Genomic DNA, 19816 nt, shown 5'->3' with positions numbered 1-19816 from the left:
CATGCTCCTTTATTGAACCGTTTCAATAAAAGAGTATCAAATGTTTTTACTTGTCGTCTATATTTAAGACTTTATCCCTTGTTTTTAGCAACACTTTTTGAGTATTATGCCCATTGCGAGAAGCGGTAGCGACGAAGCAATCTCACAACTCGTCAACTACCAAGATTGCCGCGGGCTAAAGCCCTCGCAATGACTAAAATTTTTGTTGTCATTGCGTCAGCCTTCGCTAAAGGCGGGTCAGCCAAAGTGGGAGTTAAAATCGTTGTTCATGAAAAGAAAATATATAAAAAAGAACTTCAAATTATTTTGAAGTTCTTTTTTTATATTTTGGTGGAGCTGAACGGAATTGAACCGTCGACCTCTTCCTTGCCGAGGAAGCGCTCTGCCAGCTGAGCTACAGCCCCATTTTTGTTACAAATGATGGTGTAATATACCAAAAATGAGAACAAAGCGCAATAAAACTAAGTTTCACAAAGTGCAAAGTGGGGCAACACTCAATTTAAAAAATATCCAGTACTTTCTAAATAATATGTGTTGAAAAAACGGTAGCATTAAGCTAAAATGCAATTGTTTCGCATTAAATTTTGGAGGTAGTTTATGTATCCAAAGGCAGATTTAATTAGAAGATTTGTGGCGTACCTTATTGACTGTATACTTGTAGCAGTTATAAGTTTAATTCCAGTGCTTGGTCTAATTGTTGGTGCAACTTATATTTTACTGCGTGATGGTTTTGATTTTGGTTTTATGCGTTATAAAAGCTTAGGTAAGTCACTTATGAAGCTTGAAGTTGTTGCTTTTAATAAAGAAAACAAGCAGTCGGATTTCAATGTTTCTTTAAACAGAAACTGGATTTTAGCTTTACCTTTAGTTATCGTTATAGTTTCTATTATTGTTATAGTTCCTATTATTGGCACAGGTATGGTTGTTGGTGTTATAGTTATAGGTATGGTTGTTGGTGTTATAGTTGTTTTTACTGAAGGCATAAAAACTATTGTAAATGTAAATGGCCGCCGTTTTGGCGATGGCTTTGCAAACACGCAGGTTATTTTGTCGCCAGCTTTGGCAGAAGCGCAAAACGCTAAAAGCGCTCCACCAACTACACCGCCAAGCGCTCAATAATATCTGGAGATTTTTTGGTGAAACCTTTTCGTTTTTTTATAATCTCCCTAATGCTTTTTGGTTTTTGCGCAAACTCTTTTGCCGAACTTGTTGAGATTTCTGTTGAAATAACTGAGGTCAACAACAATAAAGCTCTGGAGCTTGGCATAAAGTGGCCAGATACAATTGAGGCCGGCGAAATGTCAGTTGAATCGGCAAAAACACCTTCGCTTTTACCAGAAGTTCCTACCATAATCGGTTCAGGGCAGTGGTCACGCTACACGGCTTTTTCTTCAGCACTTAAGTTTTTACAGGAAAAAGGCGCCGCACAAATCCTTTCAAAACCAAAACTTGTAACTAAATCAGGTACAACTGCCAAGTTCCTTGTTGGCGGTGAGTTCCCTGTTGTAGCAACTGGCACAACCGCATCAAGCATAGAGTGGAAAGAGTACGGCATTAAAACAGAGATTCTGCCAAAAGTTGACGGTGAGTATATTGATTTGACGCTTACTACCGAAGTTAGCCGCCTTGATTGGGCAAATAAAGTACAGGGTTACCCTGCAGTCGCGACACGCAAGGCAACATCTAGCGTGCGTGTAAAAAGTGGTGAAACAATTGCACTTGCAGGGCTTTTAGAGACCATAAAAGAAGACCATAAAACCGGCATACCTTTGCTTGGCGATATTCCTTTGCTTGGGGTGCTTTTTTCAAGAAAATCCACGATAGAAAACAAAACAAATATTCTAATTTTTGTTACCCCAAAGCTTGTTCAATAACCTAAAGTATCTTATCCATTTTGCCAACCTTAAAATTCGGGTTAAAACCGCTGTTTTTCTACGCGGTAATAATCCCATTTTTTGCAATAGGTTTGTGAACCGAGGCGAAGGAGACGGAGGCAGTTTTGACATAGGGGGGAGCACCAAAGCGCTCCCCCACTGGGATAGCTGTAGAGAGGGGTGCCTCGAAACCGCAGATAATGGTAATTCCATTGGCAAGGATTTCGCGGATAAAAATGTCCCGTATCTTTTGACGAATTCCAAATCCTATTGCAAAAGATGGGATAAAGCTCAAGCCACAGTTGAATACGCGATAGTTTTGATAATTCTTGTAATTGCCTGCATAGGTGTTATTGCGCTTTTTTCGGGCGCTCTTGGTGCTATGTTTAATAAACTTGCAAGTACCCGCGCGGGTTTGCTGGGTGTTGGGCCATGAAAAACTTCCTGATAAAAATAAAACATTGTCAAAGTGGGCAGGCCATGGTTGAAACTCTCCTTGTCATTATTTTTATGACAATTATTTTTTTTGCGGCAATTCAATTTTTTTTAGTTGCTGTGTACTGGCTTAGGGCTAATGAGGCCGCTCACTCTGTTTTGCGTTGCTCAATAGTTTCAAAAGGAAGCACAATAGCGGGCGCCGATGGGCAAAACCCTCAAAACAGTGCCACAGTAGCAGCAAATTTAATTTTTTTCGGTGATACTATTGCAATCGCGAAATTGTGGGATAAAGACCCATACGGTGTTTCTGGCATTGATCATTCATCGGGCAATAATGCACAAGGAGCAATTGTAAGAACTTTTGGAGCGCACATATACTACGCACAAAAGCTTATGTTTGGTTCTATGTTTGGCAGGCTTTCAAGCGGATTAGGCAGTACGCAGTTTTTAAGTGTTTCAAATAGAAGCGGATTGCCGTCGGGTGCGGCGCATAGCAGAATGGTTAAATCGCCCGATTGGCGCTACTACAACAAAGCATACCCGCAGGCAGAAGAGTTTTAGTGAAAAAAATAAAACAAAAAAAATACCAGTTTTTTACAAAGCAACAACTTTGTTCAGAGCAAGCACAGGTTTTGCCATATTTCTTTTTTATGTGCATTGTTTTGGTTTTATGTTGGGCAATGCTTATAAATGTGGCAAAACTTACAACTGATAGAATTATGATGCAAAACGCTGCCGACAATGCCGCTCTTTCTGCGGCTGTTTATAAGGCGCGTGTGTTAAATGTGCTTGGTGCAATGAACTTTGCAATTGGCAGTTATATGTATGGCCCTGAAACAGTACCATTTTCATTAATGTGGACATATTATAAGTATGTTGCTTCTGTATCTCTGGTTTCGGGAATTATGAGTGGGCCTCACATAAGTGTTCCATTAGTTCCAATGGGTGGTTATCCGGGTATTCCTCATAGAATAATTAAGCCGCCCGATAGTCAGAAAAAAATTACAGGTTACTTGGATACTTATCAAAGCGGCAATGCACAGATAAGAGGCATTAAAAGTATGGTTGACTCACTTGTTGCTATGCAAGATGTGCTTATGGGCGCGTACCAAGTTAACATTTGGGCGTTGGCTATGCGTGTGGCAAAAGGGCAAGAAAAAAATGCCCAAGGTGAGCTTTGCGGCCCGGACTATACGGCAATAATAGGCGGTACAAAACTTGGGCTTGAAAGAAACAAGGGAGCAATTTATCATACATCAAACAGGGTAGGTGTAAGCCAACAGGTGGTTAAGTGGGCAGTAAATGCTTTATTAGTGATTGTGCTTGATTTGCCGGTTGTAGTACAAGATATTTATGAGGCAATGCCTTGGTCAAGCGGTAATAAATCGTGGCTTTATGCTGACAAAACAGTTTTTGATAAAAGCCAAAAAATTACGGTTGTTTGCACAAAAATACCAAACTCCAATGAACAGGCAGACCAACCGATTTTCTCAAAGTGGTTTGGAATAAAGTGGCCAAGCATTGAAACGGTTGCATCAGCAGGTGTTTATAACACAGTCGGTCCAATGTTTCCTGTTTCAAATGGCATTAACGCATCTGATAAAATTTCCCCGGTTATAAAAAACTATAAAAAAACAAGGAAAAACGGCTGGGATGCGCACTTAGTTCCAGTCAAGAAGTTTGGGGTACAACATTGAAATTATTTTGTGCTCGCGGCAGATTTTCGGATAATAAAGCGCAGGCACTTTTAGAAACGTTGCTTATTATTCCTGTGCTTATGATTTTACTTGTAGGACTTTTTTGGTTCTCGCGTGTATTAATAACAAAACAACAGTTACTAATGGCCGCGCGTTATGGCACCGATTTAATATCACATACAAACCTTTCAGAACAACAAATCAGAAAAGAAATCAGGAATTATTTATCAGATAGAAATGTTGAGGGGCGCAAACTTGACCCAGATAAACTGGGTGATGAAAACATAGTAGTTAAAATAAACGGTTTTGACATCCCTGAGTTTGACGGCTTTGAAGATGTAATAAACCCTGTAAAGATGGGTCAACTTCTTATAAGTTACACGCGGCTTTTAAAAATGCCAGCTTCTTACAATAGTGAACTTTCTTATGTGGAAGTTTTTTATAATTTCAGTGTGCCAAAAATATTTTCACCGGCTGTCGGTTTTGGAAAAACAATAACCCTAAGTGGGCGTTCCGAGGTCCTTGCAGGCACTGGCTGCGCTGGTCAAAATCACAAAAAAGCAAATGAGAGAACAATCGGAAGTTAGTACCGTGTAATTTGCACCATATCACAGACATAATGAACAAGTTGAGAATTCTGGGGATACAATATTTAATTACCACCCGCCCTCACCTGTCATTGCGAAAAGCGATAGCGACGAAGCAATCTTAAGTCATTGCGAGCGAAGCGCGGCAATCTGGTAGTTAAGACGAGATTGCTTCACCCAAGATGGATTCCCGCTTTTGGCGAGGTCTCTAGCCCCTTGGGCTGACGCAATGACAACTAAACAAAAGTGTTGAAAATCTCGCCATGTTCCATTGGGCAATAGGGGATGGATGGTTGAGAGATTGTACAGTAATTTGCACCATAAATTGTAATAAGATAAAATTAAAACAGTAAAATTAGACACTAAGTCCCGCCAAGGCGGGACGTCCGCCTCGCTCTTATGAGCGGGCGAGACCTCGCCCAAAGGGCGGGCGATATTAGGTGAGAAAATGTTAGACATTAAAATTATCAGAGAAAACCCGCAAGAAGTAGCGCGCAAGCTTGGCAGGCGAAATCAGGAGTATGATTTAAGCGAGATATTGCGGTGGGATATGGAGCGCCGCAAGGTTGTCGCAGAGTTAGATGCGCTTAGAGAACGCAGGAATAAAATATCCCAAGAAGTTGGTAAGCTTAAGCGTGAAAAGTTGCAAGTTTCACCCCAGTTGCAAGAAGAGCTTGATAGCAACAAAAGCGGCATAAACGAAAGAGAGTTATTTGTAAACTCTATTGAACAGCGCATTGAAGATGCCCTTTTGCGCGTTCCAAATATGCCCGATGAAAACATTGCTGACGGTAAAAGCCCGCAAGATAACCACGAAGTAAAACGCTTTGGCACCGTTCCTCAGTTCTCATTTAAACCAAAACAGCATACGGAAATAGGTGAAAAACTTGGTATTTTGGATTTTGAAACCGCCGCAAAACTTTCAGGAGCGCGATTTGCGTTGTTAAAAGGTGATGGATGTGTGCTTGAACGCTCTTTAATTAATTTTATGCTTGATGTACACCGTTCTCGCGGTTACAGCGAAGTTATGCCGCCATATTTGGTAAGCGCACAAAGTATGCTTGGTACAGGTCAGCTTCCAAAGTTTGAAGAAGAGCTTTTTAAGTGTTCTGAAGATAACCTTTATCTTATACCAACGGCCGAGGTTCCTGTTACAAATATGCATCGCGGTGATATGTTGGAAGAAAAAGATCTGCCTAAAAAATATGTTGCATATACCCCGTGCTTCAGGCGCGAGGCGGGATCATACGGTAAGGATACAAAGGGACTAATTCGCAATCATCAATTTAATAAAGTTGAAATAGTAAAGTTTTCAAAGCCAGCAGATTCTATGGCGGAATTAGAAACTTTACTAAACGATGCTGAGGAAGTTTTGCGTTTACTTGAAATACCATACAGGGTAGTTGAGCTTTGCGCGGGTGACCTTGGTTTTTCTTCCGCAAAAACTTACGATATTGAAGTTTGGATGCCATCTGAAAATAACTGGCGCGAAATATCGTCGTGCTCAAACTTTATGGACTTTCAGGCGCGAAGGATGGATATAAAATTGCGCTATAGTGATAAAAAGAAAGATTTTGTTCATACGCTAAATGGTTCAGGTGTTGCTGTTGGCCGTGCCTTTGCGGCAATACTTGAAAACTTTCAAACACAAGACGGCTCGGTTGTAATACCCAAAGTTCTCATACCGTACACAAAATTTGAAAAAATTGGAGTAAAGTAAAAGCGCAAAATTTGTTTAAAATGTTCTTTCGAGAGTGCCCAGGGCACTCGAAGTGGTTGATGACGTGGCCAACCATTGGTACCATATAATAGGAAAGGGTTCAGCGAGCAGAGCGAGCGACGACGAAACGGGAAAACCTAAGGTTTTCCCTTGTAGAGCGGTTTGGCGTAATCATATTAGCCAAACCAAGTATGAACGAAGTGAGTACTAAGTCCCGCCAAAAGCGGGGCGCGACATAATGGAGGGTAAAATGATTATACCTATGTTGATAGTTGTTGGTGTTTTATTGGTGTTGGCTGCGATATTTGTTGGTATTTATAATTTGCTTGTACAGATGAAAATTAATGTAGAAAGAGCATGGGCAAACATAGCGGTTCTTTTAAAACAGCGCTTTGATGAAATTCCAAACCTTGTTAAAGTTTGCGAGGGTTATATGCAGTACGAAAGAGGCGTTTTAGAAAAAGTTACCCTTGCCAGAACTTCATTTTTATCGGCAACTACGCCAAAAGAGGCGGCAGGTGCCAACAATATGCTTAGCGGGGCACTTAAAAGTTTGTTTGCTGTTTCAGAAAATTACCCAACGCTAAAAGCCGATGGCACATTTTTGCATTTGCAGGGGCGTATTAGCGGGGTAGAAACGGATATTGCTTTAAGAAGGGAGTATTACAACTCTGCCGTTGCAGATTACAACACAAAAATAGCACAAATACCTTATGTTTTATTTGCAGGCTCAATGGGGCATAGCGCTAAAGAACTTTTTGCGGCCGAAGAAGAAACAAAAAAAGCCCCTGAAATAAAATTTGCTATGCCAGTTTAAAATTTATGAACGAACAAATAATTTTTTATACCGTTTTTTTAGCTTGCTGCGCGCTAATTGCCATGGCGGTTTTTTCGTTGCTTAAAAAACCGGATAAAAAAATAGAAGAAATGACAAAACAGATAGAAGGTGTTAAGCAGCAGCTTTCTGATGGAATGAAAAGCAACACAGATATGTTAAACGCGCAAATGAACGCATTTCTTACGCAGTTTGTTTCGGCACAGAACTCGCTTGGTGTGAGAATGGATAGCGCGTCGGAGGTTGTAAGCCGCGTGCATAAGGAGCTTGGAGAGCTTTCTGAATCAAGCAAAAAAATATTTGAAGTTGGTAAAAACATTTCAGCATTGGAAGACATTTTAAAAGCCCCAAAGTTTCGCGGAAATCTTGGCGAGTTTTTGTTAGAAGATTTGTTAGCGCAAGTTTTGCCTTCAGAAAACTATGCTATGCAATATAAGTTTAAAAGCGGCGAAGTAGTTGATGCCGTGGTAAAACTTTCACAGGGCTTAGTTCCTATAGATTCAAAATTTCCACTTGAAAGTTTTCGCAGAATGCTTGATGCAAAAGAGGAAGCCGTTAAGAAGGTAGAGCGAAAAGAGTTTGTCTCTGCTGTTAAGAAGCACATAGACAGCATTGCAAAAAAATATATCAGGCCAGATGAGAACACTTTTGATTTTGCCCTAATGTATATTCCTGCCGAAAATGTGTACTACGAAGTAATAATAAAAGACGAAGAGGTTGAGGGTTCGCTTGGCGCTTATGCGTTTGCAAAAAAAGTTATAGCAGTTTCTGCTAACTCTTTTTATGCTTATTTGCAAGTGATTTCGCAAGGGCTAAAAGGAATGAAGGTGGAAAAAGAGGCCGCGGAAATAATTGGCAGAATAAGCAGAATAAAAGGCGATTTTGATAGGTTCTTTATTGAGTTTGAAACACTTGGCTCGCATATACAAAATACAAGAAGCAAATACGACTTGTGCTCACAAAAAGCACTACAACTTGAAGGTAAAATATCAAATGCCATAGAGGGTGTTCAAAAGCCCTCTGCGCCAAATGAATAACTGACAGGTTATTTATGGGTAAGTTTTATTAATAAGTAAGAAATCAATAATAGATTTGATTTTGTAGTTGTTTTAAGTCAGATATATTTTTTGCTATAATGCCAACAAGCAAAACGCATATATCGCTTTGCTTGTTTTTTTATGTTTTGAAGTTTATGCAAAAGGAGAGTGTAAAATGGCAAACCCAATTCTTAAAGCAGTAAAGAAATTCATTCCTATCTGGCAGGAAGCAAAAGAAAAGGATTTAAAGGAAGCTGATGTCGTTACCAGAGTAATTAAGTTTCTAGAAGAGGGACTAGGCTATGATGTATTAAAACATATAACAAAAGAATTTCAAATAAAAGAACGGTTTGTGGATTTAGCAATTGAAATCAATAATAAAGTGAGCTTTTATATTGAAGCTAAATCAGCGAATACTTCATTGAAAGAAGCTCATATATTTCAGGCGGAAAGTTACGCTTCTCAAAGCGGAGTTAATTGGGTAGTATTAACAAACGGAGCAGAATGGCGTTTGTACAGGTTAATATTTGAAAAGACTGGCATAGGAAGGATTTTGGTATTTTCTTTGGATATGATAAACGGCGATGTAAACGAAATAACAGAGAAATTGTATTGTCTCTCATACGATGCAATACGAAAAAACGAATTGGAAGAATACTGGGAAGAAATATCAGCCTTACAGCCAGGAAACCTGATAAAAGCATTTTTTCACGAAGATACACTAATGATGATAAGAAGACATTTAAAGAAAAAAATAAACAGACTTATAGATGAAGAAAAAATACTTGAAAGTATACAAAATCTATTAAAAACAGATATTGTTGAAAAATATAGTGAGCAGATTCGTATATGGAGATCTTACAAAAAAAATCCAAATAAAAATAAGAAAGAAGAAATAACAAATAACAAATACAAGAATACCAGCACAACGGGTTCAGGAGACGCCAGTAGCTCAGCAGCAAGCCAATGAAGAAGTAAGTAATAACGAAAAAAATATCTTAAAAGTAAAAATATAGAGATCGCCTCATGCAAAAGATAAATAAGTAAAGCTATTGCTAAAATTTATGCAAAAGTTTAAAAAATAGTTTCTTGAATAAACAATAAATTAAAGCTGCCGCCATCGTCTAGTGGTTTAGGACATCGCCCTCTCAAGGCGGAGATCGCGGGTTCGACCCCCGCTGGCGGCGCTTAATATTAATAGGAGGAAGTATGAGAAAAATTTGGAATGGTCGTAAAGCTCAAGGTATGGTTGAATATATTTTAATTATTGCATTAATCGCTATAATCGCGATTTTTGCTGTAAAAATGTTTGGTGGTAAAATTACCGATATGTTTAACAAATCGTCAGAAAAGATTTCTGATGAAACAAAAAATATAAAATAAATGAAAAAACCTCTTCTTATTGCACTGCTTTGTGGTTTTCTTGCCGCGCTTTTTGCAGGTATGTATTTTGTTGGCATAGAAAAAAAATACTCAACCTCAGCGCAAAAAGTAAGTGTGCTTTGCGCAAACAAATATATTGATCAAGATGTGATTTTAGATGGGAGTATGTTTGAAGAAGCCCTTGTCCCCAAGGACTACATTCAGCCCAGAGCGCTTGGTAGTGTTAAAGAGTTATATAGTTCCGACGGTCGCAAGCTTTTTATGAGTGTTGTGCCAATTGAAAAAGGGGAACAGCTTATTTTAACAAAGCTTTATACAGTTGGGTTAGAAACAGGTTTGTCGTCTATAATACCAACAGGCAAAAGAGCGGTTACCCTTTACCCAAATGAAGAAGGTCTTGCTGATAGAATAAAGCCAGGCAACAGAATAGATATAATTGCTGTTTTTGATTTTGAAGATAAAGCCGGCAAACTTCAGCAGGCGGCAGCTACTGTATTACAAAACATTCTTGTGCTTTCCGTAGATAAAGCATACCTTGGTGGGGCACAAAAAAATCAGAGTGAGCAAGGTGTAATATCACAAGAAAACTCTCCTGTTAGGTCTGCTGTTTGCGTTTCTGTTTTACCACAAGAGGCAGAGTTGTTAGCGTTATGCTGCGAAAAAAGTATTGTTAGGTTTTCTTTAAGGCCTGTTTGCGAGGAAACATTAGTGCAAACCTGTGGTGCTAAGGTTCAAGATATTATAGAGGGTGTCTCAGCAGCTGTACAAAAAACTCAAGGTGATAAAACTCAGCAACCTGCTGGTGTTGCAATGGAACAGATGCAAAAAAAGCAACGAGAGACACTTGAGCTTCTTAAAAAATACCAAAAAAGTAATTAACTCACCTTTTAAAAGTTAAATCCGGGTTAAATTTATGGGAAAAATAATTGCGCTTGCAGATGCGGGCTTTGGTGCTGATAAGTTTTTTTTTGGCGCAAACCTTTGTGCTATAAGTGGTGGTTTGTTTTTAGATTTTTGCGAAAAAGCTGTTAGCGCACAATTAGTTTATAACTTTCCTGCAGTAAAAAACGCATCTGAAATTATTGCCATTTCACAAGATATAAGCCCCAACATTCTAAAGGGCTACTTTGGTTCTAAAAATCAACTCGTACTAATAAAGCCCGATTTCGACATATCTTCCACCCAGCTTTTATCTAAATTACTAAAACAACTATCCAAAACCTCATCTTTTATTTTCGTGCCATTGGTAGAAGATATTGCTATGCAAAACCTTATTCATGAGTGTGCTATGGTTTTGCTTTTTGTTGAGCCACATGCTTTTGGCGTTGCTCGCGCGAAAGATTTTATTAACAGTGCGGCAAAAAACTTTGTGGCAAAAGACGCAATAAAACCTGTGATTTGTAGAAAAAATATTGGCGGCCAAATGAAAACAACGGAGCTTGCGGAGGCAATTGGTGCCGAAATTTTCGCAGAAATAACATACAGCGACAAAGATTTTGTGGATGCTCTAAATAATCCTGACTCTGTATCCTTATCAAACATGTCATTTGAGTTTGCCTCTGGCATAAAAAATCTTATAGATAAAATTTCAAAAGAAGAGTTTTCTGCTCAAGTTGTGGTTTTGCATGAAAACCCAAACAAAATTTATGCGGTTTTCAGCGCGTTTAAAGAAAAAATACATAAAGAATTAATAGAAAAAATGGATCTTCGTTCCATTCGCTTTGACGACACAGCAGGTTTAAACGAGGTACGCCAAAAGGCAAAAAAAATAGTTGACGAGTTAATATCTTTAGAAAAAAGCGCAACGCTTACCTATGAAATTCGGGAGCGTATATCAAAAGAAGTTCTTGACCAGGCGCTGGGCTTGGGTGTTTTAGAAGAGCTTATCGCAGACCAAAAAATAAGCGAAATATTGGTTAACGGGCCAAATAAAATATTTATTGAAGAAAATGGCAAACTAAAACCATCAAGCGTGAAATTTGAAAACATTGCAGGGCTTAAAACCGTAATTGACAGAATTCTTGCGCCAATAGGCCGCAGAATTGATGAAGCGTCCCCTTTAGTAGATGCGCGTTTGTCCGACGGCTCGCGCGTTAATGCGGTTATTGAGCCGGTTTCATTATCCGGCCCGTTGCTTTCCATAAGAAAGTTTTTTAAAAAAAATATAGCTTTTAGTGATTTGATTTCTTTTGGTGCCGCAAGCAGTGAGATGTCAGATTTCCTAAAAGTGTGCGTTATGCTGCGCAAAAATATTATTGTTTCAGGTGGAACAGGTACAGGTAAAACAACTCTGTTAAATGCGCTTGCCACTTTTATTGGGACAGATGAAAGAATTGTAACCATTGAAGATTCAGCAGAATTAAAGCTTTCGCAGGAGCATGTTATTCGCCTTGAAGCGCGTCCACAGTCAATTGAGGGTAAAGGCGAAATAAGTATAAGGCGGCTTGTTATAAACGCTTTGCGTATGCGTCCCGATAGAATTATTGTTGGCGAGTGTCGCGGCGGAGAGGCATTAGATATGCTTCAGGCAATGAACACGGGCCATGATGGTTCGCTTACTACCGTGCATGCAAATACCGCAAAAGATGTTGTTTCAAGAATTATCACAATGGTTATGATGTCAGGAATGGAGTTGCCAGAAAAAGCAATAAAGGAACAAATTTGTTCGGCTGTGCAGATAATTGTGCAATTGGCGCGTTATCAAGATGGTTCAAGAAAAATTTCGCAGATAGCAAAACTGTCTTTGTTGCCGGACGGTTCCGTTCAAACAGCTCCGATTTTTGGTTTTGAGCAAACCGGTTATGACGGCAAAACAGTGCAGGGCAGTTTTAAAAACTATGGCATTGCTAAAGAGTTTGAAGTAGAGGCAAAGGCCAAGGGTATATTGTGAGATTTATTTTAATGTTTTCTACAATTTTGCTCGTATTTTGCGCAGTGTCTTTTGGCGCATTTTGGATACTAAAAAAGTTTGTCGCGCGCAAAAAAACGCAAAAAAGTTTTGATATAAAAGACAAAAAAGGAAAAGCAGTAAGCTTGTTTAACAGCTCGCTTGCACAATTATATGAAAATCCAAGCTCAAAAGTTTCTTTAAAAATAAAGATAGCTGTAAGCGTAATTTTTTTCCTTATGGTGGCTATTATTTTTTTAAAGCCAATACTTGGTTTTATTGCAGGACTTGGAATGTATTGGGCAATAAACAGTTATTTTAACTCAATAAAAAGTAAAAAGAACTTTGCTTTTGAAGATACCTTAACAGAAGCACTTTCGGCTGTTTCAAGTTCGGTTCAGGCAGGCCAAAGCTTTGAATCGGCACTTGAAAACTACACGCTTTCAAACAAAAACTCAGCTTCTGAAATATTTGCTACCGCTCTAAACAGCTTTAAGTTGGGTATACCTGTTACGGATGCACTTTTGGCATTAGCCGAAAATATTCATTCTGAAGCATTTTTACTTGCTGCAAATTCAATAAAACTTTCAAGGCAAACGGGTGGCAACTTATCTGAAATGCTCTCAATGGTTTGTTCCAATTTGCGTGAAAAAAAGAATTTGAGAAATAAATTGAACGCGCTTACGGCACAGGCGCGTTCATCGGGCTTGGTTATGAGTTTTGTGCCATTTGGGCTTTTGCTGTTATTGTACCTTATGGAACCCGCTATGGTTGGGTTGCTTTTTAGTACAACTTTAGGCAATTTTATGTTGCTGGTAGCTTTTATAATGGTATATTTGGGTTCTTTTATAATACAAAAAATAGTCAACGCGAAAAGTTAAAGGAAATGCTATGGTAGTACAGGAAATGCCCAGAGAAAAACTTAAACGGCTTGGCGCACAGGCGTTAAAAGATGAAGAACTGCTCTGTGTGCTTTTAAGAACTGGCTATGCCGGCAAAAATGTTTTTGAGCTGTCAAAAGAAATATTAAAAAAATTTCCAAACGGTAAGCTGTTTTTATTGCCGTATGAGGAACTTGCAAAAATAAAAGGCATAGGCCCTGCAAAAGCCGCAGAACTTTGTTGCGCCGCGGAACTTGCAAAAAGGTATTTAGGTGCAGACCCGTTTCCTCAAATAACAAAGCCGTCTGATGTTTTAAGTGCTCTGCAAGACATTGCAAACAGGAAAAAAGAGGTGTTTGTTGTAGTATACCTAAATGGCAGAAATAAAATTGTGCATAAAGAGGAAATATCGGTAGGCACTTTAAACGCAAGTTTGGTACATCCTCGCGAAGTTTTTGAACCAGCACTAAAACACAGCGCTGCAAGCATAATTCTTGCGCACAATCACCCATCTGGCCAAAGTGTGCCGTCTTCTGATGACTTTGCAATAACAAAACAACTTTGCGAGGCCGGCAAAATTATGGGTATAGAAGTTTTAGACCATATTATTATATCGGCAAATGGGTATTTTAGTTTTAAAGACAATGGCAAATTATGAGTATAGACACTTTTACGAAAAATAAAAAAGTTGGGTTTTTCTGGGGTTCGGTTTTTCTTTGGTGCGCGTTAATTTATTTTTTATCAGACCAACCAAACCTAAAAACAAACTTTGGCGTTTGGGACTTAATTTTAAGAAAGTTAGCGCACATAACTGAATACGCAATTTTATTTTTACTTTCACGGCGAGCATTTTTTAATACTGTAAATAAAAGTTTTGCAGGCGCGTTTGGCGGTATATTTGCTTTGTTTTATGCCGCAAGCGATGAGTACCACCAGTCATTTGTTGTTGGAAGAGTAGGTTGCGTAATAGATGTGCTTATAGATTGTTTTGGTATTTTAATTGGGTTTTTGTGCTTGTATTTATATACACGCATTAAAGGGACAAAAAATGTCAACACTTGATGAACTTATCGGGCAAAGGTACTCTGTTAGAAGTTATGATTCGCGAACAGTAGAAAAAGAAAAAATTGAGGCAATTTTACAAGCCGCGCGCCTTGCGCCTTCCGCATGCAATGCCCAGCCATGGCGTTTTATTGTAATAGACCAAAAAGAGTTAAAAGAAAAATTTATAGAGCAATGTATGGGTGTAACTGTGCCAAACACTTGGGCGAAAAGTGCGCCTGTAATAATAGTTGCGGCAAGCCAGCTGCAACTATTAACGCATAAGGTAGGCGAGCTTATTCAGGGTGTTAATTATCACCTTATAGACATTGGTATTGCATTGGAGCATTGTGCGTTAAAAGCTACTGAGCTTGGGCTTGGCACTTGTTATATTGGTTGGTTTAAGGCAAATAAAATAAAAAAATTGCTTGGCTTGCCAAAAAATTGGAAGCCAGAGTGTTTGCTTACGCTGGGCTACTCGTCAGGTAAACCGCGTGATCCAATAAGAAAACCGCTTGAAGAAATTGTGTTATGGAACCCAAAGGCAAAATGAAAGAAAAATATCACAAAACACAGTTTGATTATAAAGGTAAGGCAGTTGGTTTTACATCACATGAAATAATTTTGCCAAACGGCAAAAAAGCAATTAGGGAGTTTCTTGTGCATCCGGGCGCTACTGCTGTTTTACCGTTTATTAATAAAGATACAGTCGCGCTTGTAAAACAATATCGCTACCCTGTAAAAGAAATTACATTAGAAGTTCCTGCAGGTAAAATAGACCCCGGTGAAAGCTCACTTAGTTGTGCAAAGCGCGAGCTTAAAGAGGAAACGGGTTTTACTGCAAAAAAAATAATAAAACTAACTACTTTTTGGACTACTCCTGCCTTTGCCGATGAGGTATTGCATATATATGCCGCATTTGGGCTTAGTAAAGCTGATGCATCTCCTGATGAAGACGAGTTTATTTCATATAAAGCGGTACCTTTCAAAAAGTTGCTTGCATTGATTCATGCAGGTAAAATAAAGGATTCAAAAACAGTTATAGCGGCGCTTTATTGGCAGTGTTTTAACTCGGACTTTTCAAATTTCGGGTTCAACAATATAAAAATAACTTGACAAGTAATTCGGATTTGTTTATAATCCAAACTGTAATGATTACAAAATTGGAAACACTCAAAACACGGTTGTTAAATTGTAAGCTTAAGCCGACATACCAGCGGCTTAAGATTTTGAGTTTTATGGCTGGCAATAAAAGCCATCCATCGATAGATTTAATTTACAAGAAGTTAAAAAATCAAATTCCCACACTTTCAAAAACAACACTTTATAATACACTTGAGATGTTTGCCAGAAGTGGTTTGGTTGGTGAACTTACAATTGGTCAGGAAGTAAGGTTTGATGGTATTACAAATTGGCACCACCACTTTGTTTGCGAAAACTGTGGCGCCATAATTGATATAAATGTTACCTGCCCAAATTGCCAAAAGAAAGAAATAGAGGGTCATTTAATAAAACAAATTCACGGTTATTTTAGAGGTTTGTGCAAAAAGTGCAGGTAATATATGCAAATAACATATTTTGATAACAACTCAGCCACACAGCTTGACCCAAGAGTTCTTGAGGCAATGGTGCCTTTTTTAAAGGAAAACTACGGTAACCCTCAGAATATGCACTCAGTTGGAGCTGTGGCAAAAGACGCGCTTGATATTGCTCGTAAAAGCGTAGCTGATTTTATTGGCGCAAAAGTAGGCGAGATATACTTTGTTTCCTGTGGTTCAGAGGCAAATAACTTTGCAATAAAGGGTGTTGCCGATGCCAATGCGCATAAGGGCAAACATATAATTGTTAGCGCAATTGAGCATTTTTCGGTTTTATATGCCGCGCGCAGGTTAGAAAAAATTGGTTTTGAAGTAACGATATTACCTGTTAACCAGCTTGGCGAAGTTAATTCAAATGATCTTAAAGTGGCTTTACGAAAAGATACTATACTTGTTTCAATACAAACCGCAAACACTGAAATAGGCACAATCCAAAATATTAAAGAGCTTGTGTTGCTTACAAAAGCAAACGGTTCTTTGTTTCATACAGATGCTGTATGTGTTGCCGGCTTAATACCAATAGATGTGAATGATTTAGGTGTTGACCTGCTTTCGTTTTCCGCTTCTCAGTTTCATGGGCCAAAAGGCGCAGCCGCGTTGTATGTAAAAAAGGGGACGCGCGTAACTCCTCAAATTGACGGTGGCGTTCAGGAAGAAGGCCGCAGGGCGGGATTAGAAAATATTCCGTCAATAGTTGGTTTTGGTGTCGCCTGCGAATTAGCTAAAAACGAAATGATAAAAAACTCCGCAAGTATTAAAGAGTTAAGAGATAAATTAATTGAAGAATTGCCAAAAAAAGTTGAGTATGTTTATTTAAACGGCCATACAAGTAATAGAATGCCAAACAATGTTAATTTTTCAATAGAGTTTATTGAAGGCGAGGCAATGATGTTGCTTTTAGACAGTAAGGGTTTTATGGTTTCAAGCGGTTCAGCATGTGCTTCAAAAGCACTTAAAATGTCTCATGTTCTAACTGCAATAGGTGCAGATCCGGCGGTTGGTCAAGGTTCACTTCTAATAGCGTTATCAAAATATAATACTATGGCCGATGTTGACCGGTTTCTTTTGGAATTTCCTGCAATTGTAAAACGCTTAAGAGAAATGTCGCCATTGTATGACCACTTTATAAAAACCGGAGAAAGGCAAGTTGCCGGCCCGGGTACAGATTATGGCCATGAGCATGACCACAACCACAACGAAGAGTAGTGTTTGCAAAAGTTTGAACATTAGTAATTTTATTAAGAATAATTTGAATTAATATAGGAGGAGAGTATGCCTTTTTATTCAGAAAAAGTTATGGATCACTTTTCAAATCCAAGAAATGTTGGCGAGATAAAAGATGCCGATGGTGTTGGTGAGGTTGGCAACCCAGTATGCGGCGATATGATGACTTTTTATGTTAAGGTAAAAGATGATATAGTTACAGATATTAAATTTAAAACGTTTGGTTGTGGCGCAGCAATTGCCGTTTCATCTATGGTTTCAGAAATGGGAAAAGGCAAGAGTGTTGCCGACGCTATGAAAATAACAAATGCCAATGTTGCCCTTGAACTTGGCGGCCTTCCTCCTAACAAAATGCACTGTTCAAACCTTGGGGCAGATGCTTTGCATAAAGCGCTTGAAGATTACTTGACTAAAAAAGGAGTAAAAATTAAAAATAACAAAACAGAAAACCAAGCAGACTGTAACTGTGGTTGTGGAGAAGTTGAAATTTGTAAACCATGTGGTACACCAATAACTGAATGTGCCGATGATTGTTCGTGTGGTTGCAAGTCGGAAGAAAGCAAACAGCAAAAGTCTGTTTCATCTTGTGGCTGTTCTTATGGGTGCACAGAGGTAGAATCAAAAACCAAGGCGAAGAAATGAGCGAACAAAAAGAAAAAATGACAATTATTCTTTTTTCTGGCGAGTTAGATAAGGCGATAGCTGCGTTTACACTTGCCACAACTGCCGCCGCAAGCGGTATGGAAGCGACGATATTTTTCACATTTTGGGGTTTAAATGTACTTAAGAAAAATATGTTTGTGGTAAATAGCAAACAGAACTTTTTGCAGAAAATGTTTGGAGTTTTAAACACGGGATATTTGCCAATATCTAAGTTTAACTTTTTAGGCATTGGGCCAATTTTAATGAAGTTGCTTATGAAACAAAAAAAAGTTGCAACCCTTTCCGAAATGATGAAAACAGCGCGCTCTCTTGGGGTAAAGTATATTGCTTGCACAATGAGTTGTGGCGTTCTTGGTCTTGATAAAGATGACCTTAGCGATGAAGTTGACGAATTTGCCGGAGCCATAAGTTATCTTGCGGAGGCAAAAGAAGCGAAGGTAAACTTATTTATATGATTAAATTTGATAAAGAGCTTGATTGCACAGGGCTTATGTGCCCGATGCCAATAGTTAAAACAAAAGAAGAACTTGATAAACTTTCAAGCGGACAGGTTTTGCTTGTTCTGGCTGATGATTATGGTTTTCAAAAAGATATACCAAAGTGGTGCCAAATGACCGGCAATGAGTTTCTTGCATTGGAAAAAGAAGGCAATATATTTAAGGGTTACATAAAAAAGAAATAATCGCATAGCCGTAGCGGAGTGAAAAATGGAAAAGATAAAAGTTGCACCAAATGTCTATTGGGTAGGTGCTGTTGACTGGAACTTAAAAACTTTTCATGGCAATACATATAATCTCCAACATGGCACAACCTACAATTCATATCTTATAATTGATGAGAAAATTACGCTTATTGATGGGGTACAGTCCGGTTTTTCTGCTCAATGGATAGAGCGAATTAGCGAAATTATAGACCCAGCAAAAATTGACTATATAATTGTAAATCACATAGAGCCCGATCACTCTGGTTCCATACCTGAAATAATGAAGCTTGCAAAAAACGCGAAAATATTTGGCACAGCAAAGTGCAAAGATGGGCTTTTCAAATATTATTATCCAAACCCGGTTTGGAACTTTCAGGTTGTAAAAAGCGGAGACACATTGGAAATCGGCTCAAAAACACTACAGTTTATTGACGCTGCAATGATCCACTGGCCCGATTCAATGTTTACATACATCCCACAAGACCGACTTTTAATTCCAAACGATGCCTTTGGCCAACACCTTGCCTCATCTGGCAGGTTTGACGATGAAGTTGACCAGTGTGTTTTAATGGATGAGGCCGAAAAATATTATGCTAATATCCTTGTTCCTTTTAGTATGCTTATCGCAAGAAAAATTGATGAGTTGATAAAACTTGGTCTTAAAATAGACACCATAGCACCCGCTCATGGCATTATCTGGCGCAAAAACCCAAAAACAATAGTTGAAAAATATGCGTTATGGTCAAAAAACTTCCCTTACAAAAAAAGTGCTGTAATTGTTTATGAAACAATGTGGGGTTCAAGTGAAAAAATGGCAAGAGCAATTCTGGAAGGCATTATTGCCGCAGGTGGCGATGCCAAACTTTACGATATCGCTAAAGCCGATAGAACGGAAGTTATAAAAGACATTTTTGCTTCAAAGTTATTTTTCTTTGGGTCTTCTACGCACGATAATAATATACTGCCGGCAATGGCTGGATTTTTAGATTTTATAAAAGGTATGAAAATTAAAAATCGCCTTGGTATGGCTTTTGGTTCATTTGGTTGGAGCGGCGAGTCGGTAAAACAGATAGAAGAAATTATGATTGAGGGCGGCATTGAAATTGCGCACCCACTTTTGCAAATTAAATACGCGCCATCTACAGATGAAATTAAAAAGTGTTTTGATGCCGGTTTTGAGCTTGCAAAAAAATACCTGCTGTAACGAAAATATAGAAAGTAGTGTGTCAATAGAAGAGAGAGTGTAAC

23 protein-coding genes, 2 tRNA genes and 1 pseudogene are annotated in these 19816 nt (G+C 38.6%); 25 read left to right on the top strand and 1 reads right to left on the bottom strand.

The genetic code is table 11. The features are described from left to right. Window positions 1–328: 328 nt before the first annotated feature. A tRNA-Ala gene (locus M0Q46_02500) sits at window positions 329–404 on the bottom strand. A 193-nt stretch (window positions 405–597) separates the two neighbouring features. Here M0Q46_02500 and M0Q46_02495 point away from each other — a divergent pair. From M0Q46_02495 to M0Q46_02375, 25 genes and pseudogenes are all read left to right on the top strand, one after another. Continuing rightward, entirely contained in the window at window positions 598–1119 is a 522-nt protein-coding gene (locus tag M0Q46_02495; GenBank protein ID MCK9582481.1) for a hypothetical protein, read from the top strand. 50 nt (window positions 1120–1169) lie between these two features. Beyond that, window positions 1170–1874: a type II and III secretion system protein gene (locus tag M0Q46_02490; GenBank protein MCK9582480.1), complete on the top strand. Its 705-nt coding sequence runs from the start codon at window positions 1170–1172 to the stop codon at window positions 1872–1874. Between the two features lie 94 nt (window positions 1875–1968). Next, window positions 1969–2310: a hypothetical protein gene (locus M0Q46_02485; protein ID MCK9582479.1), complete on the top strand. Its 342-nt coding sequence runs from the start codon at window positions 1969–1971 to the stop codon at window positions 2308–2310. Between the two features lie 74 nt (window positions 2311–2384). Continuing rightward, window positions 2385–2873, top strand: a complete 489-nt coding sequence (locus M0Q46_02480) for a hypothetical protein (GenBank protein MCK9582478.1) — start codon at window positions 2385–2387, stop codon at window positions 2871–2873. Next, a complete protein-coding gene (locus M0Q46_02475; protein ID MCK9582477.1) occupies window positions 2873–4009 on the top strand; it encodes a pilus assembly protein TadG-related protein in 1137 nt (378 codons plus the stop codon). The genes M0Q46_02480 and M0Q46_02475 overlap by 1 nt, the downstream gene beginning before the upstream one ends. Next, entirely contained in the window at window positions 4006–4596 is a 591-nt protein-coding gene (locus M0Q46_02470) for a pilus assembly protein (GenBank protein MCK9582476.1), read from the top strand. Before M0Q46_02475 ends, M0Q46_02470 begins: the two co-directional genes overlap by 4 nt. A 448-nt stretch (window positions 4597–5044) precedes the next feature. After that, complete coding sequence (serS, locus tag M0Q46_02465; GenBank protein MCK9582475.1) at window positions 5045–6316, top strand: serine--tRNA ligase; 1272 nt, start codon at window positions 5045–5047, stop codon at window positions 6314–6316. A gap of 250 nt (window positions 6317–6566) precedes the next feature. Next, the gene (locus M0Q46_02460; GenBank protein MCK9582474.1) at window positions 6567–7133 is read left to right on the top strand and encodes a LemA family protein; all 567 of its coding nucleotides are present in this window, start codon (window positions 6567–6569) and stop codon (window positions 7131–7133) included. 5 nt (window positions 7134–7138) lie between these two features. Further along, window positions 7139–8188: a DNA recombination protein RmuC gene (locus M0Q46_02455; protein MCK9582473.1), complete on the top strand. Its 1050-nt coding sequence runs from the start codon at window positions 7139–7141 to the stop codon at window positions 8186–8188. Window positions 8189–8363: 175 nt separating this feature from the next. After that, window positions 8364–9158, top strand: coding sequence for a type I restriction enzyme HsdR N-terminal domain-containing protein (locus M0Q46_02450; protein ID MCK9582472.1), 795 nt, complete (start codon window positions 8364–8366; stop codon window positions 9156–9158). A gap of 143 nt (window positions 9159–9301) precedes the next feature. Further along, window positions 9302–9375: transfer RNA gene (locus M0Q46_02445), tRNA-Glu, on the top strand. 22 nt (window positions 9376–9397) lie between these two features. Then, window positions 9398–9571 (top strand): Flp family type IVb pilin, encoded by a 174-nt coding sequence (locus M0Q46_02440; GenBank protein MCK9582471.1) that lies wholly within the window; start codon window positions 9398–9400, stop codon window positions 9569–9571. Then, the gene (cpaB, locus tag M0Q46_02435) at window positions 9572–10450 is read left to right on the top strand and encodes a Flp pilus assembly protein CpaB (protein ID MCK9582470.1); all 879 of its coding nucleotides are present in this window, start codon (window positions 9572–9574) and stop codon (window positions 10448–10450) included. A 34-nt stretch (window positions 10451–10484) separates the two neighbouring features. Continuing rightward, window positions 10485–12461, top strand: coding sequence for a CpaF family protein (locus M0Q46_02430; protein MCK9582469.1), 1977 nt, complete (start codon window positions 10485–10487; stop codon window positions 12459–12461). A gap of 11 nt (window positions 12462–12472) precedes the next feature. Continuing rightward, a complete protein-coding gene (locus M0Q46_02425; protein MCK9582468.1) occupies window positions 12473–13339 on the top strand; it encodes a type II secretion system F family protein in 867 nt (288 codons plus the stop codon). Between the two features lie 10 nt (window positions 13340–13349). Next, complete coding sequence (gene radC / locus M0Q46_02420) at window positions 13350–13997, top strand: DNA repair protein RadC (GenBank protein MCK9582467.1); 648 nt, start codon at window positions 13350–13352, stop codon at window positions 13995–13997. Beyond that, window positions 13994–14401 (top strand): VanZ family protein, encoded by a 408-nt coding sequence (locus M0Q46_02415; protein MCK9582466.1) that lies wholly within the window; start codon window positions 13994–13996, stop codon window positions 14399–14401. Before radC ends, M0Q46_02415 begins: the two co-directional genes overlap by 4 nt. Further along, window positions 14388–14933: a nitroreductase family protein gene (locus tag M0Q46_02410; GenBank protein MCK9582465.1), complete on the top strand. Its 546-nt coding sequence runs from the start codon at window positions 14388–14390 to the stop codon at window positions 14931–14933. Before M0Q46_02415 ends, M0Q46_02410 begins: the two co-directional genes overlap by 14 nt. Then, on the top strand, window positions 14912–15496 hold the full coding sequence (locus M0Q46_02405; protein ID MCK9582464.1) for an NUDIX hydrolase: 585 nt from the start codon (window positions 14912–14914) through the stop codon (window positions 15494–15496). The genes M0Q46_02410 and M0Q46_02405 overlap by 22 nt, the downstream gene beginning before the upstream one ends. A 35-nt stretch (window positions 15497–15531) precedes the next feature. Continuing rightward, window positions 15532–15939 (top strand): transcriptional repressor, encoded by a 408-nt coding sequence (locus tag M0Q46_02400; protein MCK9582463.1) that lies wholly within the window; start codon window positions 15532–15534, stop codon window positions 15937–15939. A 3-nt stretch (window positions 15940–15942) separates the two neighbouring features. Beyond that, window positions 15943–17184, top strand: a complete 1242-nt coding sequence (locus M0Q46_02395; protein MCK9582462.1) for a cysteine desulfurase — start codon at window positions 15943–15945, stop codon at window positions 17182–17184. A gap of 66 nt (window positions 17185–17250) precedes the next feature. Continuing rightward, window positions 17251–17628: pseudogene (gene nifU, locus M0Q46_02390) on the top strand (Fe-S cluster assembly scaffold protein NifU). A 212-nt stretch (window positions 17629–17840) separates the two neighbouring features. After that, window positions 17841–18320 (top strand): DsrE/DsrF/DrsH-like family protein, encoded by a 480-nt coding sequence (locus M0Q46_02385; protein ID MCK9582461.1) that lies wholly within the window; start codon window positions 17841–17843, stop codon window positions 18318–18320. Continuing rightward, a complete protein-coding gene (locus M0Q46_02380; GenBank protein ID MCK9582460.1) occupies window positions 18317–18547 on the top strand; it encodes a sulfurtransferase TusA family protein in 231 nt (76 codons plus the stop codon). The genes M0Q46_02385 and M0Q46_02380 overlap by 4 nt, the downstream gene beginning before the upstream one ends. Window positions 18548–18572: 25 nt before the next feature. Further along, a complete protein-coding gene (locus tag M0Q46_02375) occupies window positions 18573–19772 on the top strand; it encodes a flavodoxin domain-containing protein (GenBank protein ID MCK9582459.1) in 1200 nt (399 codons plus the stop codon). Window positions 19773–19816 lie beyond the last annotated feature (44 nt).

The sequence above is a fragment of the Endomicrobiales bacterium genome, from assembly GCA_023228045.1.
Taxonomy (GTDB): Bacteria; Elusimicrobiota; Endomicrobiia; order Endomicrobiales; family JALOBY01; genus JALOBY01.
The sequence above is the reverse complement of the archived record's forward strand: the minus strand, read 5'-3'. Positions and strand labels throughout refer to the sequence as shown.